At 61.2% G+C, this 17,607-nt stretch carries 15 protein-coding genes; 12 read left to right on the forward strand and 3 right to left on the reverse strand.

The features are described from left to right. The first annotated feature begins 243 nt into the window (after positions 1-243). The 8 genes from V5B40_RS03005 to V5B40_RS03040 all read left to right on the forward strand — a co-directional run bounded on the left by V5B40_RS03005 (position 244) and on the right by V5B40_RS03040 (position 7,953). Positions 244-1,323 (forward strand): pilus assembly protein PilM, encoded by a 1,080-nt coding sequence (locus V5B40_RS03005; RefSeq protein ID WP_332353137.1) that lies wholly within the window; start codon positions 244-246, stop codon positions 1,321-1,323. After that, on the forward strand, positions 1,320-1,886 hold the full coding sequence (locus V5B40_RS03010) for a PilN domain-containing protein (RefSeq protein WP_332353138.1): 567 nt from the start codon (positions 1,320-1,322) through the stop codon (positions 1,884-1,886). The genes V5B40_RS03005 and V5B40_RS03010 overlap by 4 nt, the downstream gene beginning before the upstream one ends. After that, a complete protein-coding gene (locus V5B40_RS03015; RefSeq protein ID WP_332353139.1) occupies positions 1,883-2,560 on the forward strand; it encodes a type 4a pilus biogenesis protein PilO in 678 nt (225 codons plus the stop codon). Before V5B40_RS03010 ends, V5B40_RS03015 begins: the two co-directional genes overlap by 4 nt. Then, positions 2,557-3,072, forward strand: coding sequence for a pilus assembly protein PilP (locus V5B40_RS03020; RefSeq protein WP_332353140.1), 516 nt, complete (start codon positions 2,557-2,559; stop codon positions 3,070-3,072). The genes V5B40_RS03015 and V5B40_RS03020 overlap by 4 nt, the downstream gene beginning before the upstream one ends. After that, positions 3,073-5,136 carry a type IV pilus secretin PilQ gene (gene pilQ / locus V5B40_RS03025; protein WP_332353141.1) on the forward strand — a complete coding sequence of 688 codons (2,064 nt, stop codon included), beginning with the start codon at positions 3,073-3,075 and terminating at the stop codon, positions 5,134-5,136. 90 nt (positions 5,137-5,226) lie between these two features. Then, positions 5,227-5,763 (forward strand): shikimate kinase, encoded by a 537-nt coding sequence (locus tag V5B40_RS03030; protein WP_332353142.1) that lies wholly within the window; start codon positions 5,227-5,229, stop codon positions 5,761-5,763. Continuing rightward, positions 5,751-6,839 (forward strand): 3-dehydroquinate synthase, encoded by a 1,089-nt coding sequence (gene aroB / locus V5B40_RS03035; RefSeq protein WP_332353143.1) that lies wholly within the window; start codon positions 5,751-5,753, stop codon positions 6,837-6,839. The genes V5B40_RS03030 and aroB overlap by 13 nt, the downstream gene beginning before the upstream one ends. Then, complete coding sequence (locus V5B40_RS03040) at positions 6,832-7,953, forward strand: deoxyguanosinetriphosphate triphosphohydrolase (RefSeq protein ID WP_332353144.1); 1,122 nt, start codon at positions 6,832-6,834, stop codon at positions 7,951-7,953. Before aroB ends, V5B40_RS03040 begins: the two co-directional genes overlap by 8 nt. 99 nt (positions 7,954-8,052) lie before the next feature. Here the strand turns inward: V5B40_RS03040 and V5B40_RS03045 are convergent, their stop codons facing one another. From V5B40_RS03045 to V5B40_RS03055, 3 genes are all read right to left on the reverse strand, one after another. Beyond that, positions 8,053-8,514 carry a CBS domain-containing protein gene (locus V5B40_RS03045; protein ID WP_169067866.1) on the reverse strand — a complete coding sequence of 154 codons (462 nt, stop codon included), beginning with the start codon at positions 8,512-8,514 and terminating at the stop codon, positions 8,053-8,055. A gap of 183 nt (positions 8,515-8,697) precedes the next feature. After that, positions 8,698-10,116, reverse strand: coding sequence for a Re/Si-specific NAD(P)(+) transhydrogenase subunit beta (gene pntB / locus V5B40_RS03050; RefSeq protein WP_332353145.1), 1,419 nt, complete (start codon positions 10,114-10,116; stop codon positions 8,698-8,700). Positions 10,117-10,128: 12 nt separating this feature from the next. Continuing rightward, positions 10,129-11,718: a Re/Si-specific NAD(P)(+) transhydrogenase subunit alpha gene (locus tag V5B40_RS03055; RefSeq protein WP_332353146.1), complete on the reverse strand. Its 1,590-nt coding sequence runs from the start codon at positions 11,716-11,718 to the stop codon at positions 10,129-10,131. Between the two features lie 625 nt (positions 11,719-12,343). Here V5B40_RS03055 and V5B40_RS03060 point away from each other — a divergent pair. From V5B40_RS03060 to V5B40_RS03075, 4 genes are all read left to right on the forward strand, one after another. Continuing rightward, complete coding sequence (locus V5B40_RS03060) at positions 12,344-13,246, forward strand: DUF4338 domain-containing protein (protein WP_332352692.1); 903 nt, start codon at positions 12,344-12,346, stop codon at positions 13,244-13,246. Next, positions 13,243-14,763, forward strand: a complete 1,521-nt coding sequence (locus tag V5B40_RS03065; protein ID WP_332352691.1) for a transposase family protein — start codon at positions 13,243-13,245, stop codon at positions 14,761-14,763. Before V5B40_RS03060 ends, V5B40_RS03065 begins: the two co-directional genes overlap by 4 nt. Before the next feature lie 391 nt (positions 14,764-15,154). Next, on the forward strand, positions 15,155-16,057 hold the full coding sequence (locus V5B40_RS03070; RefSeq protein WP_332353147.1) for a DUF4338 domain-containing protein: 903 nt from the start codon (positions 15,155-15,157) through the stop codon (positions 16,055-16,057). Then, the gene (locus V5B40_RS03075) at positions 16,054-17,574 is read left to right on the forward strand and encodes a transposase family protein (RefSeq protein WP_332353148.1); all 1,521 of its coding nucleotides are present in this window, start codon (positions 16,054-16,056) and stop codon (positions 17,572-17,574) included. The genes V5B40_RS03070 and V5B40_RS03075 overlap by 4 nt, the downstream gene beginning before the upstream one ends. The last annotated feature ends 33 nt before the right edge of the window (positions 17,575-17,607 follow it).

Genomic DNA, 17,607 nt, shown 5'->3' on the forward strand with positions numbered 1-17,607 from the left:
GTGCCTAGCCGGTCGGCGTCGCTGCCGTTCTTGGCCATGCCGATTCCCTGACTACGAACAGGCTACGCAAAATCAATGATTTTAGTGGTTTACGCTACACTCTTAGCCCAAAGCAAGATATCCAAGGCCCTGCCGGATAAATTGCTTTACAGGTCGGGAGCTTGTTGCTAGCATCTAAAGTAGAATATCTATAAGTACGCTAACTACAAATAATTGAAGGGTTTTTTGGCCGGGGGTGGCGATTTGCAGCTTGATCTTTCGATCTTTAATCCCAAGGCGCGCTCCCTGATCGGTCTTGATATCAGTTCATCATCGGTCAAGATGGTGGAACTGGCGAGCGACGCGAAAAGTGCTTACCGCGTCGAGCGCTACGCGATTGAGATCTTGCCCAGGGACGCCGTCTCGGATGGCAACATTGTCAACCTGGAAGCTGCGGCGGAGTCGGTCCGGCGCGCGTGGAAGAAGCTGGCGACCGCTACGCGGCAGGTTGCCATTGCCCTGCCGGCATCGCATGTGATCACCAAGAAGATCATCGTTGCCGCCGGGCAGAGGGAAGACGAGTTGGAAGTGCTGGTGGAATCCGAGGCCAACCAGTACATCCCCTTTGCTCTCGACGAAGTCAATCTGGATTTTCAGGTGCTCGGACCGGTGTCATCGTCTCCTGACGAGATCGAAGTTCTTATCGCTGCGTCTCGTAAGGAAAAGGTGGAGGACCGTGTCGCTGTTGCAGAAGCAGCAGGACTGAAGCCGGTAGTCCTCGATGTCGAGTCTTATGCGGTGCTTTCGGCGTTCGAACTGATCGAAAAACAGCTTCCCGAGGGTGGCCGGGGCCGGATCATCGCCCTGGTCGACGTCGGTGCCAACGTGATGAACCTGACCGTTCTGCGCGATGGTCAGCAGCTCTACGTTCGCGAGCAGGCGTTTGGCGGCAATCAGCTGACGCAGGATATTGCCCGCCTTTTCGGAATGAGTTTCGAGGAGGCCGAAGCAGAAAAGCGCCGCCACAATTTGCCGGCGGAGTACGAAGCCGAGCTCTTGCGGCCGTTTCTTGAGTCCTTGGCGCTGGAATTGTCGCGTGCCTTGCAGTTTTTCTTTACTTCGACTCAGTTCAATCAGATCAACCACATCGTCCTGGCCGGCGGCTGCGCAGTCATTGCCGGAGCCGACGAAGTCGTCGCCTCGCGCACGCAGATCAACACCGTCATTGCCAATCCTTTTGCCAATATGTTGCTTGCTGATCGCGTGCGCACCAAGAACCTGCAGACCGATGCCTCGTCGTTGATGGTTGCCTGCGGTCTTGCGCTGCGGAGGTTCGACGAATGATACGCATCAATCTCCTGCCGCACCGGGAAGAGAAGCGACGAGCGCGGCGACAGCAGTTCTATGCTCTGCTCGGCTTGATCACCGTTCTTTCCGGGCTGATCGTCTTTCTCGTCTACTCCGTGATTGGCGGCTATATTGCCGCCCAGGATGCCAAGAACGACTTCCTGCAGAAGGAAATCGCCGTCCTTAACAAGCAAATCGATCAAATCAATCGGCTCAAGGCGCAAAGTGACGCCTTGATGGCGCGCAAGCGAATCATCGAATCCTTGCAGCGCGATCGCGCCGAAGCGGTGCGCTTGCTGAGTGAGCTCGCCAAGCAGATGCCGGAGGGGGTGTATATCCGCTCGCTGAAGCAGGTCGGGCAGAGCATTCATCTGGTTGGCTACGCCCAATCCAGCGCCCGCGTTTCAACGCTGATGCGGAACATCGAAGCGTCGCCATGGCTTGAGAAACCTCGTCTGATAGAGATCAAGGCAGTGCTCGTCGACAAGCGTCGTCTCAACGAGTTCAGCATGAGCGCCTCCCTGAAAAGGGCCGCCGCGGGCCAGGAGGGGCAGAAATGAAGACGTCCAAGCTTCCGTCTATCGATTTCCGCGAGATGCTCAGAGACTTTGAGAATCTCGATCCGAAGGATCCTGGAGCGTGGCCGGTTGCGCCGCGTGTGACCGTTCTGCTCGGTTTGTTCATTTTGCTCTCGCTAGCCGGGTGGTGGTTTGTCTGGGCTGACCAGTTGGACGAGCTGGCGAGCAAGGAGCAGGAAGAGCTGCGGCTGAAGGATCAGTACGTGGCCAAGAAGAAGCAAGCGGTCAACCTTGACCTGTACATTCAGCAGCTGGATGAAATTGACCGTTCATTCGGTACCCTTTTGAAGCAGCTACCCAACAAATCCGAAGTCGAAGCGCTGTTGGTCGAAGTCAACCAGGCGGGGATGGGCCGGGGCCTGCAGTTCGATCTCTTCAAGCCCGGCAGCGAGCAGGTGCAGGATTTCTATGCCGAACTGCCCGTCAATGTGCGCCTGACGGGGACCTACCATGACTTTGGTGCTTTTGCCGGCGATATCGGCAAGCTATCCAGAATTGTCACCTTGAACAACATCTCGATCGTCGACAACCCGCAGAGCAAGGATGGAAGGCTGGTGCTGGATGCGGTTGCCAAGACCTTCCGCTATCTCGATGCGGAAGAGTTGGCGGCCAAGAAGAGGGCGGCCGAGGCGGCCAAGAAGGGTGGCAAGAAATGAGCAAACTTCTTGTTCTGCTGGCCAGCCTCGTTCTGGTCGCCTGTGCCAGCGGTGATCATGAGGATCTTCGCGAGTGGATGAGCACGGTGGCGCAGGACGCCAAAGGCAAGATCCCGCCGCTGCCCGTGGTCGAACCCTATGAGCCCGTGGCCTACGATGTCGGTGACCTGATCGACCCGTTCAAGCCAGCCAAGCTGGGTTTGGATGCAAGAAAGGGAGGGAGTGGTTTCAAGCCTGATCTCGACCGACCCAAGGAGCCTCTGGAACTTTACCCACTGGAATCGCTGCAGTACGTCGGCGTGATGACCAGGGCGAAGCTGTCGTATGCCATCATTCAGGTCGAGAGCGCTTTGTACCAGGTCAAGATCGGCAACTACCTGGGCCAGAACTTCGGCGTGGTGATCGATGTTTCCGAATCAGAGATAACGTTGCGAGAGCTTGTTCAAGATTCCGCCGGTGACTGGGTGGAGAGGACGAGCAGCCTGCTGTTGCAGGAAAAGGGAGCAAAGTAAATGAAGCAGATCATCAAACAAACCCTGCTCGGCCTGGTTGGAGCTGTTCTATTCATCTGCGGGCCCGCCAACGCGCAGGACGCTCACTCGAATTCGATCGAGTCGATGAATGTCATTCAGCAGGGCTCGGTGCTCAACGTCAGGCTCACTTTCAAGGAGCCCCTGACGGTATTGCCACCAGCGTTCAGCGTTGCCAAGCCAGCCCGCATCGCCTTCGATTTTGCGAATACGATCAACGGCTTGGGCAGGTCGAGTCAGGCGTATAACGAAGGTGAGCTGAAGAGCGCCAATATTGTCCAGGCCGAGGACCGAACCCGCCTGGTCCTCAACCTGCACAAGCCGATGACCTATGAAGCACGCATTGAAGGCAACGACCTTTTGCTGGCTCTGGTGCCGAGCTCGACCATTCAGGGTGCAACCGCCGTCGAGCATTTCGCCAAAGCGATACCCTCGGTCACCGGGAACGCCGTTCGCGACATCGTTTTCCGGCGCGGCAAGGACGGTGAGGGGCGTATTACGGTCGATCTGAGCGATGCCAACGCCGGCATCGACATCCGCCAACAAGGAGCGAATCTGGTCGTCGATTTCGCCAATGTGAGCGTTCCCGGCGCCCTGCAGAAGAAGCTCGATGTGACCGACTTCGCCACCCCGGTACTGAAGGTGAGCACTGTTCAGAAAGGCCCGAACGCGCGCATGACGATCACCCCGCACGGTCTCTGGGAGCACAACGCCTATCAGAGCGACACCCAGTTCGTCATTGAAGTCAAACCGATTATCGAGAACCCGAACAAGTTGGTACAGGGGAGCCGCGGCGGCTATCAGGGCGAAAAGCTGTCGCTCAACTTCCAGAACGTCAATGTGCGGCGCCTGCTGCAGGTGATCGGTGAGTTCACCGGCATGAACATGGTGGTCAGCGATTCCGTCGGTGGTTCGATCACCCTGATTCTCAAGGACGTTCCCTGGGATCAGGCGCTGGACATCATCATGCAGCAAAAGGGGCTTGCCATGCGCAAGAACGGCAACGTCATTCTGATTGCGCCGCGCGAGGAAATCGCCACCAAGGAAAAGCTCGACTTCGAATCGAGAATACAGATTGGCGATCTCGAGCCCCTGGTGGCCGAGAGTTTCCAGATGAACTACATCAAGGCCGACGCGGTTCAGAAACTGTTGATCGACCCCAAGCAGACGGTGCTGTCCAAGCGTGGCAGCGCCGTTGTCGAGGAGCGCTCAAACATCCTCTTTGTCAAGGATACGCCCAGCCGCCTCGACGAGGTGCGGGCCATGATCGCCAAGGTCGACGTCGCTGCCCGGCAGGTGATGATCGAAGCACGTATCGTCGAAGCTGGTGACAGCTTTGCAAAGAACCTTGGCGTACGCCTGGGCTGGCGGCAAACCTTCCCCGACGGTGCGGTCAGGATCGGTGGTGACAGTACGGCGGTCAGCGGCAATCTCGACATGGGCGGCACGCAGGTCAACCTGCCGGCGACACCACGAACCGGTGCCGCCGGTACACTGAATTTCCTGCTCTTCAACAACGCCCTGACGCAGTTTCTGACCGCCGAGATCTCGGCGCTCGAAGCAGATGGCCGTGGCAAGGTCATCTCCAGCCCACGCGTGATGACCGCCAACCAGGTCGAGGCGATCATCGAGCAGGGTGTCGAAATTCCTTATCAGCAGGCGACCAGTTCAGGGGCGACCAGCGTCTCCTTCCGGAAAGCCAACCTGGCGCTGAAAGTAACGCCCCAGATTACACCGGATGGCAAGATTTCCATGGAACTGGACGTCAACAAGGACACCCCGAACACCCGCTTGTCGACCGGCGCTGGTGTGGCCATCGATACCAAGCACGTCAAGACACAGGTGCTGGTCGAGAACGGCGGTACGGTGGTCATCGGTGGCATCTACACGCAGGAAACCCGAAACAATACCACTCGCATCCCGTTTTTCGGTGACCTTCCGTACATCGGCTTCCTGTTCAAGAACCGCGAGATCATCGACGACAAGACCGAATTGCTGGTCTTCATAACTCCGAGAATCGTTGCCGATAATCTGTCGGTACGTTGACCCGGGCTTGGCAAGCCAGAAAAGCCGGCGCTGAGCCGGCTTTTTTCACGCTCTGCGTTTGTCTTCTATGGCTTGCGATAAAATGGACTCGTGAACATCGAGGACGAGAAAAGGAACGTCTATCTGGTCGGCCTGATGGGCGCCGGAAAAACGACGATCGCCAAGGTTTTGGCCAAGCGCCTGGCTTATCAGTTTGTCGACTCCGACCACGAAATCGAGGCGCGTACCGGCGTCAGCCTGCCGACGATCTTCGAGATCGAAGGCGAGGAGGGCTTTCGCAAACGCGAAGCCCAGGTCATCGAGGACCTCTCGTCTTTGCACGGGCGCGTGGTGGCCACCGGCGGCGGGGCGGTTCTGCGCGCCGAGAATCGGGCAAGTTTGCAGGGCAGCGGCCTGGTCATCTACCTCAATGTGCCTCTACAAACCCTCTGTGAGCGCACGCGCCACGACAAGAATCGGCCCTTGTTGAGGGTCAGCGACCCGCTGCGGAAACTCAAGGAGCTGCACCAGCAGCGCGACCCGCTGTATCGAAGTATTGCCGATCTGGTGGTCAGCGGTTCTCGGATCAGCGCGCAGTCGGTGTTGCAACTGTTGCTCAAGAAACTGGAAAAGCCATGGAAACCTTGACCGTTGCACTCGCGGAGCGCGCCTATCCGATTCATGTTGGACGGGCGCTACTCGACACGAGCGACCTGCTGCTACCGTTTCTGCGCCAGCCGAAGGTGGCGATCGTGAGCAATACCATCGTCGCGCCCCTGTATCTCGAGCGCCTGTCAGGGTCGCTGCGGCGTGCTGGAATCGAAATCGTCGAGATCATCCTGCCCGACGGCGAAGCGTTCAAGAACTGGCAAACGCTGACCACCATTTTTGACGTTCTGCTGCAGGCTGGCTGTGAGCGGGCAACGACCCTGCTGGCTCTTGGCGGGGGAGTCGTTGGCGACATGACCGGGTTTGCGGCGGCGTGTTTTCAGCGTGGCATGCCCTTCATCCAGGTCCCGACGACTTTGCTGGCGCAGGTTGATTCGTCGGTGGGCGGCAAGACAGCAATCAACCATCCGCTCGGCAAGAACATGATCGGTGCCTTCCATCAGCCGAAACTGGTGCTCGCCGATACCGATACCTTGCATACGCTGCCCGATCGTGAGCTGCGCGCGGGCCTGGCCGAAGTGATCAAATACGGTCTGATCAGGGACCTGCCGTTTTTCGAATGGCTTGAAGTCCACCTCGAAGGACTGCTGTGCCGCGACCCAGAGTTGCTGGCGGAAGCCATTGCCCGTTCGTGCCGCAACAAGGCCGACGTGGTCGTCGCGGACGAGCACGAGAGCGGCGAGCGGGCTTTGCTCAACCTGGGCCACACCTTCGGGCACGCCATCGAAACCGGTATGGGCTATGGCCAATGGCTGCACGGTGAAGCCGTCGCCGCCGGCACGCTCATCGCCACGCAACTCTCGTCGCAGCTGGGCTGGCTCGGCGCGTCCGAGATCGAGCGGGTGGAGCGCTTGTTTCAGCGTGCGGGATTGCCGGTGTTCGGGCCGCCGCTGGCCGTCGAGCGCTATCTGGAGCTGATGCAACACGACAAGAAGGTGCGCGACGGCAAGCTGCGCTTCGTGCTCCTGAAGGACATTGGTCAGGCAGTGGTCAGTGAAGTCGCCTCGGAGAGCGAGGTCAGGGGAGCCATCCTGGCGCGCTCCGCGCATGCCTGATCTCGCCCCCTACGCCGTAACGGCGGCTAACTCGCGGGGCCGTCGCTTCCCGGATACGAAGCCGTCGTATCGCAGCGAGTTCCAGCGCGACCGCGACCGGATCGTGCATTCGACGGCTTTTCGGCGTCTCGAATACAAGACGCAGGTCTTCGTCAATCACGAAGGCGATCTCTTCCGTACCCGCCTGACGCACAGTCTTGAAGTGGCCCAGATCGCGCGTGCCATTGCGCGTGCGCTAGAGCTCAACGAGGATCTCGCCGAAGCCATTTCGCTGGCCCACGACCTTGGCCATACGCCCTTTGGTCACGCCGGGCAGGAGGCGCTCAACGAGTGCATGCACAAACATGGCGGCTTCGAGCACAATCTGCAAAGCCTGCGCATCGTCGATCTGCTCGAGGAGCGCTACGCGGCCTTTGCCGGGCTCAATCTCTGTTTCGAGACGCGCGAGGGTATCGTCAAACACTGTTCGCCGGAAAAAGCTCGCCAGTTGGGTGAGCTCGGCGAGCGCTTCCTGAGTCGCACGCAACCGTCGCTGGAAGCCCAGATCTGCAATCTGGCCGATGAAATCGCCTACAACAACCACGATGTCGATGACGGCTTGCGTTCAGGGCTGATCACGCTCGATCAGCTCGAAGAGCTGAGCCTGTTTGCGAGCCACGTCGCCGATGTTCGGCGACTTCATCCGGTCGTCGGTGGGCGGCGCTTGATCCACGAGACGATCCGGCAGATGATCAACGCTCAGGTTTGCGATCTGATCGAAACAACCGCCGCCAACATCCGCCAATTTCAGCCCCGGGATCTCGCCGCAGCCAAGTCCGGTTCGGCCCTGGTGGCATTCTCTGCGGAGTCTTTTCAGGCGCAGCGGCAAATGAAGCGCTTTCTGCGCACGCAGCTCTATCAGCACTATCGGGTTTTGCGAATGGCCAGCAAGGCGCAGCGGATCGTCGGCGACCTCTTTGCTGCCTTCACCAGTGAGCCGCGCCTCTTGCCGCCGCAGTATCAACTGCCAGGCGATGGCGATCAGGCGCGTCGGGTGGCCGACTATATTGCCGGGATGACCGACCGCTATGCGATCAAGGAGCACCGGCGTTTGTTCGCCGTCGGCGAGAGCTGAAGCGCGGCGAGCTGTCCCGTCCCTGCGCAGCGCTGAACAGATCCCTAGCCCTGTTTCTTTTCCGGAAATCGCCGCAGGTGCTTCACCGCGCCCGAACGATCACGGTGATGGCCAATCCTTGATGTAGGCCTTGAGGAGCTTGTTTTCCATGTTGCGCTCTTCAAGCACGGCCTTGGCAACGTCGTGAAACGAGACGATGCCGATGATGGTGTCGCCTTCCATGACCGGTACGTAGCGGGTGTGCGTATCGACCATCATGCGACGTAACTCGTCGACGTCCATTTCCAGAGCCGTGGTGGGCGGATTGGCTTCCATCGCTTCGATAACCAGGATCTCTGCGATCGGCGGCGTTGGGCCAACGCGGCGCTCGGTCTGGCGCTTGGCGAGGATCAGCATCACCTCGCGGAAGGTCAGCATCCCTGCCAGCTTGCCTCCCTCCATGACGATTACCGAGCCGATGTCATTTTCGGCCATCATGATCACCGCCTCCGAGAGAGGCGAGTCCGGATGGACAGCGAACAGCGCGGAATCTTTGACCTGCAGAACTTCTTTGACCTCCATGTTTCCCCCTGGAATAGGCTAGCTAGCTGAAGCGTTTCTCGACTGTTGGCGCTGATTCTATCAGATGTCGATCGACATCCGAAAATGCGCTCGCAGCTTGCGCCCGAGGATCACCACGAGAAAGCACAACGCCCGCGAAGGCGGGCGTTGTGCGGTCGTAGCGGGCGAGAACGCAGGCCCGTTTTAAGCCTTCAGAGCAATCAACACTTCATCCAGCATTTTCTTCGCATCACCGAAGAGCATGCGATTGTTCTCCTTGTAGAAGAGTGGATTGTCTACCCCGGCGTAGCCGGAGGCCATGCTGCGCTTCATCACGATCGACGTTGCCGCCTTCCACGCCTCAAGCACCGGCATGCCGGCGATCGGGCTGTTCGGGTCGTCCTGGGCGCCGGGGTTGACGATATCGTTGGCGCCGATGACCATCGCCACGTCGGTCTTCGGAAAGTCCTCGTTGAGTTCGTCCATTTCAAGCACGATATCGTAAGGAACCTTGGCTTCGGCGAGCAGCACGTTCATGTGACCCGGCATGCGGCCGGCGACCGGGTGAATGCCGAAACGCACATTGACGCCCTTCTCACGCAGAAAGCGGGTGATTTCGTACACCGTGTGTTGTGCCTGCGCGACGGCCATCCCGTACCCCGGGATGATGATCACGTTCTTTGCGTCGCGCAGAAGTTCGGCAGTCTCGAGCGCCAGGATCGGCGTCACCTCACCTGCCGGCTGCGCTCCGTCAGCCGCCACAGGGGTGCCTCCGGTAGTTCCAAAGCCGCCCGCGATGACGCTGATGAAGTGGCGATTCATCGCCGCGCACATGATGTACGAGAGAATGGCGCCACTCGATCCGACCAGTGCGCCGGTAACGATCAAAAGGTCGTTGGAGAGCATGAAGCCGGTTGCCGCGGCCGCCCAACCCGAGTAGCTGTTGAGCATCGAAACCACCACCGGCATATCGGCGCCGCCAATGGCCATCACCATGTGCACGCCGAACGCCAGGGCGATGATGGTCATCACGATCAGGTAGGCCATGCCGGTGCCGATCGAGTCGGCTTGCACAAACTTCCATCCGAACAGGATGACCACCAGCAGTCCGACGAGATTCATCCAGTGCCGCCCGGGGAGTAGCAGCGGATTGCCGGAGATCTTGCCGGACAGCTTGCCGAAGGCGATCACCGAGCCCGAGAAGGTCACTGCACCAATCAGGATGCCGACGTAAATCTCGATTTCGTGGATGGTCTTCGCGGCGCCGCTGAGGTGTGAAGCGGCGATCGGATCAACGTAGTTCGCGAAACCAACCAGCATTGCTGCCAGGCCGACCATGCTGTGCATCAGCGCGACCAGTTCCGGCATCTGCGTCATTTGCACTTTGCGGGCGGCGTAAAGGCCGATGCTGGCGCCAATGAGCATCGCAAAAATGATCCACGCCATGCCGCCGAAGCCGGCCACATAGGGGCCAAAAATCGTTGCCACCACGGCGATGGCCATACCGATCATGCCGTAGAGATTGCCGCGTCTGGCTGTCTCCTGATTGCTGAGTCCTCCGAGGCAGAGAATGAAGAGGATTGTCGCTCCAATGTAGGAGACGGTTGCCAAGCTGTAAGACATATTCATCGACTCCTATTTGCGGAACATTGTCAGCATGCGCTGAGTGACAGCGAAGCCACCAAACATGTTGATCGTCGCCAGCACGATGGCCAGGATCGCCAGCAGGCGAATCCAGCCGTCGGGCCGGTCGAGGGCGACTCCATCCATGGGTGGTGCGATCTGCACCAGGGCGCCAATGGCGATGATGCTGCTGATCGCATTGGTGACGCTCATCAGCGGCGTATGCAGTGCCGGCTTGACATTCCAGACCACCATGTAGCCGACAAAACAGGCCAGTATGAAGACCGTGAAGTGGGCGAGGAACTCTTTCGGCGCACCGGCGCCGATGAGCAGGAAAAATAGGGCCGCAACGCCAAACATCACGCCCGCACGCTTCGCCGACGAGGGTGCACCGGGTTTGCCGTGACCCGAGGATTTCGCGGCCGCGGCAACGGGTTTGGCAGCGGCTGGCTGGGGTGCTGGGGCGGACAGTTTCGGTGCCGGTGGCGGCCAGGTGATCGCACCATCCTTGACCACGGTCGTGCCGCGAAGCACTTCGTCGTCCATATTGACGTCGATCGAGCCGTCCTTGTTTTTGCACAGCTCCTCACTCAAGCGGAAGAGATTGGTTGCGTACAGCGTGCTTGATTGTTTCGATAGCCGGCTCGGTAGATCTGCGTAGCCGATGATCGTTACGCCGTGCTTGACGGTCACCGTTCCCGGCTCGGTCAGCTCGCAGTTGCCGCCCTGCTCGGCGGCCATGTCCACGATCACGCTGCCGGGCTTCATCGACTGCACCATTTCGGCGGTGATCAGCCTGGGTGCCGGCTTGCCGGGGATCAGCGCCGTAGTGATGATGATGTCGACGTCTTTCGCCTGCTTGGCGAAAACGTCGCGCTGCGCCTTCTGGAAGCCCTCGCTCATCACCTTGGCGTAGCCGCCCACGCCGGAACCTTCTTCGACGTAGTCGACGGGGATAAACTCACCACCCATCGACGTCACCTGATCGCCGACTTCCGGGCGGGTGTCGTTGGCGCGGACGATGGCGCCCAGACTCGACGCCGTGCCGATCGCGGCCAGACCGGCAACGCCGGCGCCGATCACGAATACCTTGGCCGGGGGCACTTTGCCGGCAGCCGTGATCTGGCCGGTAAAGAAGCGACCGAAGGCATGCGCGGCCTCGATCACCGCCCGGTAGCCAGCAATATTGGCCATCGAACTCAACGCGTCCAGCTTCTGCGCCCGCGAAATGCGCGGCACGCTGTCCATGGCCAGAACGGTCACCTTGCGAGCGGCGAGCTGTTCCAGCAGTTCGGGATTCTGCGCTGGCCAGATGAAGCTTACCAGCGTCGTGCCCTCGCTCAGCAAGCCGACCTCTTCGGTCGACGGGCCACGCACCTTGAAGATGATGTCCGACGACGACCACAAGGTGGCCGTGTCTTCGACAATTTGTGCGCCAGCGGCGCGATAAGCGTCGTCGGAAACCGTCGCGGCATCGCCTGCGCCGGCTTCGACCTGAACAGCGAAACCCAGCTTGATCAGTTTCTCGACCACCTCTGGTACTGTTGCAACGCGTTTTTCCCCTGCTGCAATCTCTTTCGGAACTCCGATTGTTAGCGGCATTCAGCCCTCCATCTCTTGTCTCGTTAGTGCCAGTGTTCAAAGAAAACGGCCCGCAAGCAGCGGTGCTCGCCTACCCCACGAACGCGAATCGCCAGTGTCAATCTTGAAAACGGTCGAAGAATTCCCCGTTCCGCGGTGCGCAGAACGACCTCCCCCTGGCCTCGGCCATGCCGACCGGCACAGGCACCCCCGTCAAGCGCCTAGCGTGCGCAGCTTACCACAAGCACAAAAAGGAATTCAGCACGCGGAACACGCTGTCCGGGTACCGTTTCTATCGGCCACCGGGCGTCACCAAGAAAGTCCCTGGCTGCACCCGCGTGGGTGGGTGCGCGGCGACCGGCGATTGGGGTGGCCCGAATATTGCTCAAAGAACAAATTGTGCGCTGCGTAGTGTCTACAGGCGAGGTGGCTGTCTTCGGTGCCGCTTCCTGGTGCCTGAGCCGCGAGGTGGCGCCCTCTCTTGGTGCGGCCAGCGCTGAAGCATGACGACGCCGGCCCAGTAGTGGCAAGGCGTTGCGGTGGGCAGGCAAAAAAAACCTTCGCACAAGAGGGCTAGACAGCCGGGCGGACTTCTGGCAGGATAGGTGGAGCGTAATCAATCTGCGCTTCAGTCGGAGGTTTTGCGATGCTTGCAACGAGTGCGGGGGAATGGGTGCACTGTGGTCGCGTGTTCAGCGCGACGGAGATTGCCGAGCTCTGCGCGACGGTCGCGTGGCTGCCGGGATTGGCACGCAAGGAGTTGGCGGCGACGGTCTGCGAGCACCTGGGCTGGACCACCCTGACGGGGACGGCGAAGATCAGCGCCTGCCTGGACTTCCTGGAGCGTTTGCAGGCGGCCGGATTGCTGGTACTGCCTGCGTTGAGGCCCTCGCCGCCGCGCCGTTGCGCGCCGCCCTCGGCATCCGTCGCCCCCGTTGCCGAGCCGGCGGTGCACTGCGCCCTGTCGGCGCTCGCGCCGGTGTCCCTGGAAGTGGTTCGCGACGCGACCCGGGTGGCGCAGTGGGATGCGCTGGTGGCGCGTTGGCACCCGCTGGGTTTCCAGGGGGCCTTCGGCTACCGGCTGCGCTACTTTATCACGGCGGGCGACCGGCGGCTGGGCTGCGTCCTGCTGTCCGGTGCTGCCCGCGCGGTGGCCGTGCGCGATCAGTGGATCGGCTGGACGGCCCAGGCCCGCCGCGAGAACCTGGCGCGGGTGGTGAACAACAGCCGCTTCCTGATCTTTCCGCACGTCCGGGTGCCGCATCTGGCCAGTCATGTGCTCGGGCAACTCGCGCGCCGCACACGCGCGGACTGGCTCGAACACTGGGGCTTCGAGCCCCTGCTGCTGGAGACCTTCGTCGATCCGCGTCACTATGCCGGCACCTGCTACCGTGCCGCCGGTTGGCAGTTGCTTGGGGCAAGCAGCGGGCGCGGGCTGGCCCGCCCTGGCCAGTCCTATCACAGCACGCCCCGCCAGGTGTGGGTCAAAGCGCTGACCTCGGATGCTTGCGCCTCGTTGTGTGCCGCGCCGGGGAGCCCGCGGTCATGAGCAAACCTTGCCGTCGCCCGACACGCGTGGCCATCAAGAAGCTGCGCTCAGAGAAGAAACGGCAGGAGAAGGTACTGAACGCGAAGCTGCGCGCAACGGGACAAGTCCCCCACTCAGCCGCTCCATTGCCCAACAGAAGCTCGGCCTTCGCGACCGTCGACGAGGAACAAAAGGCCCGCGAGGACGCCGTGAGCAAACAGATGCGCCTCCTGCGCAAAGAGCTGCCCGCCTTGCTCGCTCAACTGGAACAAATTCCCGACCCGAGAGATCCCAAAAAGCGCCGGCACAAGCTGACCGTGCTTCTGCTCTACGGCTTGCTGATGTTCGTCTTTCAGTTCTCCTCCCGGCGCGAGACCAACCGCGAAATATCCCGTCCCCAGTTCATGGCCAACCTCCACCTGCTGTTCCCGGAGATCGATACCCTGCCACACGCCGACACCCTGTTTCGGCTGTTGCGCGACATTGACCTTGAACAGCTCGAACAGGCCCACGTCGATCTGGTGAGGCGGCTGATTCGCGGCAAGAACTTTCGCCGCTATCTGATCGACCACTGCTATCCGATCGCCATCGACGGCTCACAGAAGCTCGCTGGCGACACCCTCTGGACGGAGGAACTCCTGCAACGTACCGTCGGCAAGGACGAAACCCGTCACACCCAGTACTTCGTCTACGTCCTCGAGGCCAGCTTTGCCTTCCACAACGGCCTGGTCATCCCACTGCTCAGCGAGTTCCTCGAACACGCGCTGGGCGAACCCGAAGCGCAAAAGCAGGACTGCGAGCTGCGCGGCTTTGTGCGCTTGAGCGACCGGCTCAAGACGCTGTTCCCCCGCCTGCCGATCCTGCTCCTGCTCGACGGCCTCTACGCCAACGGGCCGGTGATGCGGCGCTGCTTGCGCGCCCACTGGCAGTTCATGATCGTGCTCAAGGACAAGGATTTGTCCACGGTCTGGCAGGAGTTCCGCGCGCTCCACGCCCTGAAGCCACAAGTTGTGCAGCGCGGTTGGGGAAGACGCCGACAACACTTCAGCTGGGTCAACGACATCGACTACGCCTTCGCTGCCAACGGGCGTCAGCGTCTCAAGCTGAATCTGGTGGTCTGTGAGGAAAGCTGGGAGAAGATCGATGAACAGGCCAGGACCGTCACCGAAACATCGCGCCACGCCTGGCTCTCCAGCCAACCGCTCAGCCAAGACAATGTCCATGAGCGCTGCAACCTCGGGGCCCGCCACCGCTGGGGCATCGAAGCGGGCTTCCTCGTCGAAAAACATCAGGGCTACCACTACGAGCATGCCTTTGCCCTCGACTGGAATGCCATGAAAGGCTATCACCTCCTCATGCGCCTGGCGCATGTGTTCAATACCCTGGCACGCTTCACCCGACAGCTACGCGATCTCTATCAGCAACTCGGCGTGCGCGGTGCCATCGCCTTCATTCGAAGCTCCTGCGCCGCCCCCTGGCTCGACCCAGCACGAATCCGCGCGCTCCTCGCCGCTCCATTCCTGCTTCAACTTGAGTGACCTCACACAGGCGTACCCGAAACATCCTCTCGAGCGCGGCGTACGCCGCGTTCGGAAAGGCTCGCCTGGCGATCGTACCGCCGTCCAAAAAATTCTTTCGGCATCCTCCTGGCTGACTCCACCACCCGTCCTTTGCCGCTAGCCAACCGCAATTTGACCGCCTCGACCGCAAAAGCGGGCGTTACCGGCAAATGAGCCTGATTCGGCTGGGTCATGCGTCAGGGCTGTGGTGCGGCCAGCGCTGAAGCATGACGACGCCGGCCCAGTAGTGGCAAGGCGTTGCGGTGGGCAGGCAAAAAAAACCTTCGCACAAGAGGGCTAGACAGCCGGGCGGACTTCTGGCAGGATAGGTGGAGCGTAATCAATCTGCGCTTCAGTCGGAGGTTTTGCGATGCTTGCAACGAGTGCGGGGGAATGGGTGCACTGTGGTCGCGTGTTCAGCGCGACGGAGATTGCCGAGCTCTGCGCGACGGTCGCGTGGCTGCCGGGATTGGCACGCAAGGAGTTGGCGGCGACGGTCTGCGAGCACCTGGGGTGGACCACCCTGACGGGGACGGCGAAGATCAGCGCCTGCCTGGAGCTCCTGGAACGTTTGCAGGCGGCCGGATTGCTGGTCCTACCTGCGTTGAGGCCCTCGCCGCCGCGCCGTTGCGCGCCGCCCTCGGCATCCGCCACCCCCGTTGCCGAGCCGGCGGTGCACTGCGCCCTGTCGGCGCTCGCGCCGGTGTCCCTGGCAGTGGTTCGCGACGCGACCCGGGTGGCGCAGTGGGATGCGCTGGTGGCGCGTTGGCACCCGCTGGGTTTCCAGGGGGCCTTCGGTTACCGGCTGCGCTACTTCATCAAGGCGGGCGACCGGCGGCTGGGCTGCGTCCTGCTGTCCGGTGCTGCCCGCGCGGTGGCCGTGCGTGATCAGTGGATCGGCTGGACGCCCCAGGCCCGCCGCGAGAACCTGGCGCGGGTGGTGAACAACAGCCGCTTCCTGATCTTTCCGCACGTCCGGGTGCCGCATCTGGCCAGTCATGTGCTCGGACAACTCGCGCGCCGCGCACGCGCGGACTGGCTCGAACACTGGGGCTTCGAGCCCCTGCTGCTGGAGACCTTCGTCGATCCGCGTCACTATGCCGGCACCTGCTACCGTGCCGCCGGTTGGCAGTTGCTTGGGGCAAGCAGCGGGCGCGGGCTGGCCCGCCCTGGCCAGTCCTATCACAGCACGCCCCGCCAGGTGTGGGTCAAAGCGCTGACCTCGGATGCTTGCGCCTCGCTGTGCGCCGCGCCGGGGAGCCCGCGGTCATGAGCAAACCTTGCCGTCGCCCGACACGCGTTGCCATCAAGAAACTGCGCTCGGAAAAGAAACGGCAGGAGAAGGTACTGAACGCGAAGCTGCGCGCAACGGGACAAGTCCCCCACTCAGCCGCTCCATTGCCCAACAGAAGCTCGGCCTTCGCGACCGTCGACGAGGAACAAAAGGCCCGCGAGGACGCCGTGAGCAAACAGATGCGCCTCCTGCGCAAAGAGCTGCCCGCCTTGCTCGCTCAACTGGAACAAATTCCCGACCCGAGAGATCCCAAAAAGCGCCGGCACAAGCTGACCGTGCTTCTGCTCTACGGCTTGCTGATGTTCGTCTTTCAGTTCTCCTCCCGGCGCGAGACCAACCGCGAAATATCCCGTCCCCAGTTCATGGCCAACCTCCACCTGCTGTTCCCGGAGATCGATACCCTGCCACACGCCGACACCCTGTTTCGGCTGCTGCGCGACATCGACCTTGACCACCTTGAGCAGGCCCACGTCGATCTGGTGAAGCGGCTGATCCGCGGCAAGAGCTTCCGCCGCTATCTGATCAACCACTGCTACCCCATCGCCATAGACGGCTCGCAGAAGGTCGCCGGCGACACCCTCTGGGCGGAGGAACTCCTGCAGCGCACCGTCGGCAAGGAGGAAACCCGCCACACCCAGTACTTCGTCTACGTCCTCGAGGCCAGCTTTGCCTTCCACAACGGCCTGGTCATCCCACTGCTCAGCGAGTTCCTCGAACACGCGCTGGGCGATACCGAAGCGCAAAAGCAGGACTGCGAGCTGCGCGGCTTTGTGCGCTTGAGCGACCGGCTCAAGACGCTGTTCCCCCGCCTGCCGATCCTGCTCCTGCTCGACGGCCTCTACGCCAACGGGCCGGTGATGCGGCGCTGCTTGCGCGCCCACTGGCAGTTCATGATCGTGCTCAAGGACAAGGATTTGTCCACGGTCTGGCAGGAGTTCCGCGCGCTCCACGCCCTGAAGCCACAAGTTGTGCAGCGCGGTTGGGGAAGACGCCGACAACACTTCAGCTGGGTCAACGGCATCGACTACGCCTTCGCGGCCAACGGGCGTCAGCGTCTCAAGCTGAACCTGGTGGTCTGTGAGGAAAGCTGGGAGAAGATCGATGAACAGGCCAGGACCGTCACCGAAACATCGCGCCACGCCTGGCTCTCCAGCCAACCGCTCAGCCAAGACAATGTCCATGAGCGCTGCAACCTCGGGGCCCGCCACCGCTGGGGCATCGAAGCGGGCTTCCTCGTCGAAAAACATCAGGGCTACCACTACGAGCATGCCTTTGCCCTCGACTGGAATGCCATGAAAGGCTATCACCTCCTCATGCGCCTGGCGCATGTGTTCAATACCCTGGCACGCTTCACCCGACAGCTACGCGATCTCTATCAGCAACTCGGCGTGCGCGGTGCCATCGCCTTCATCCGAAGCTCCTGCGCCGCCCCCTGGCTCGACCCAGCACGAATCCGCGCGCTCCTCGCCGCTCCATTCCTGCTTCAACTTGAGTGACCTCACACAGGCGTACCCGAAACATCCTCTCGA

This window comes from Candidatus Accumulibacter meliphilus, assembly GCF_036625345.1.
In the GTDB taxonomy this organism is placed as follows: Bacteria; Pseudomonadota; Gammaproteobacteria; order Burkholderiales; family Rhodocyclaceae; genus Accumulibacter; species Accumulibacter meliphilus.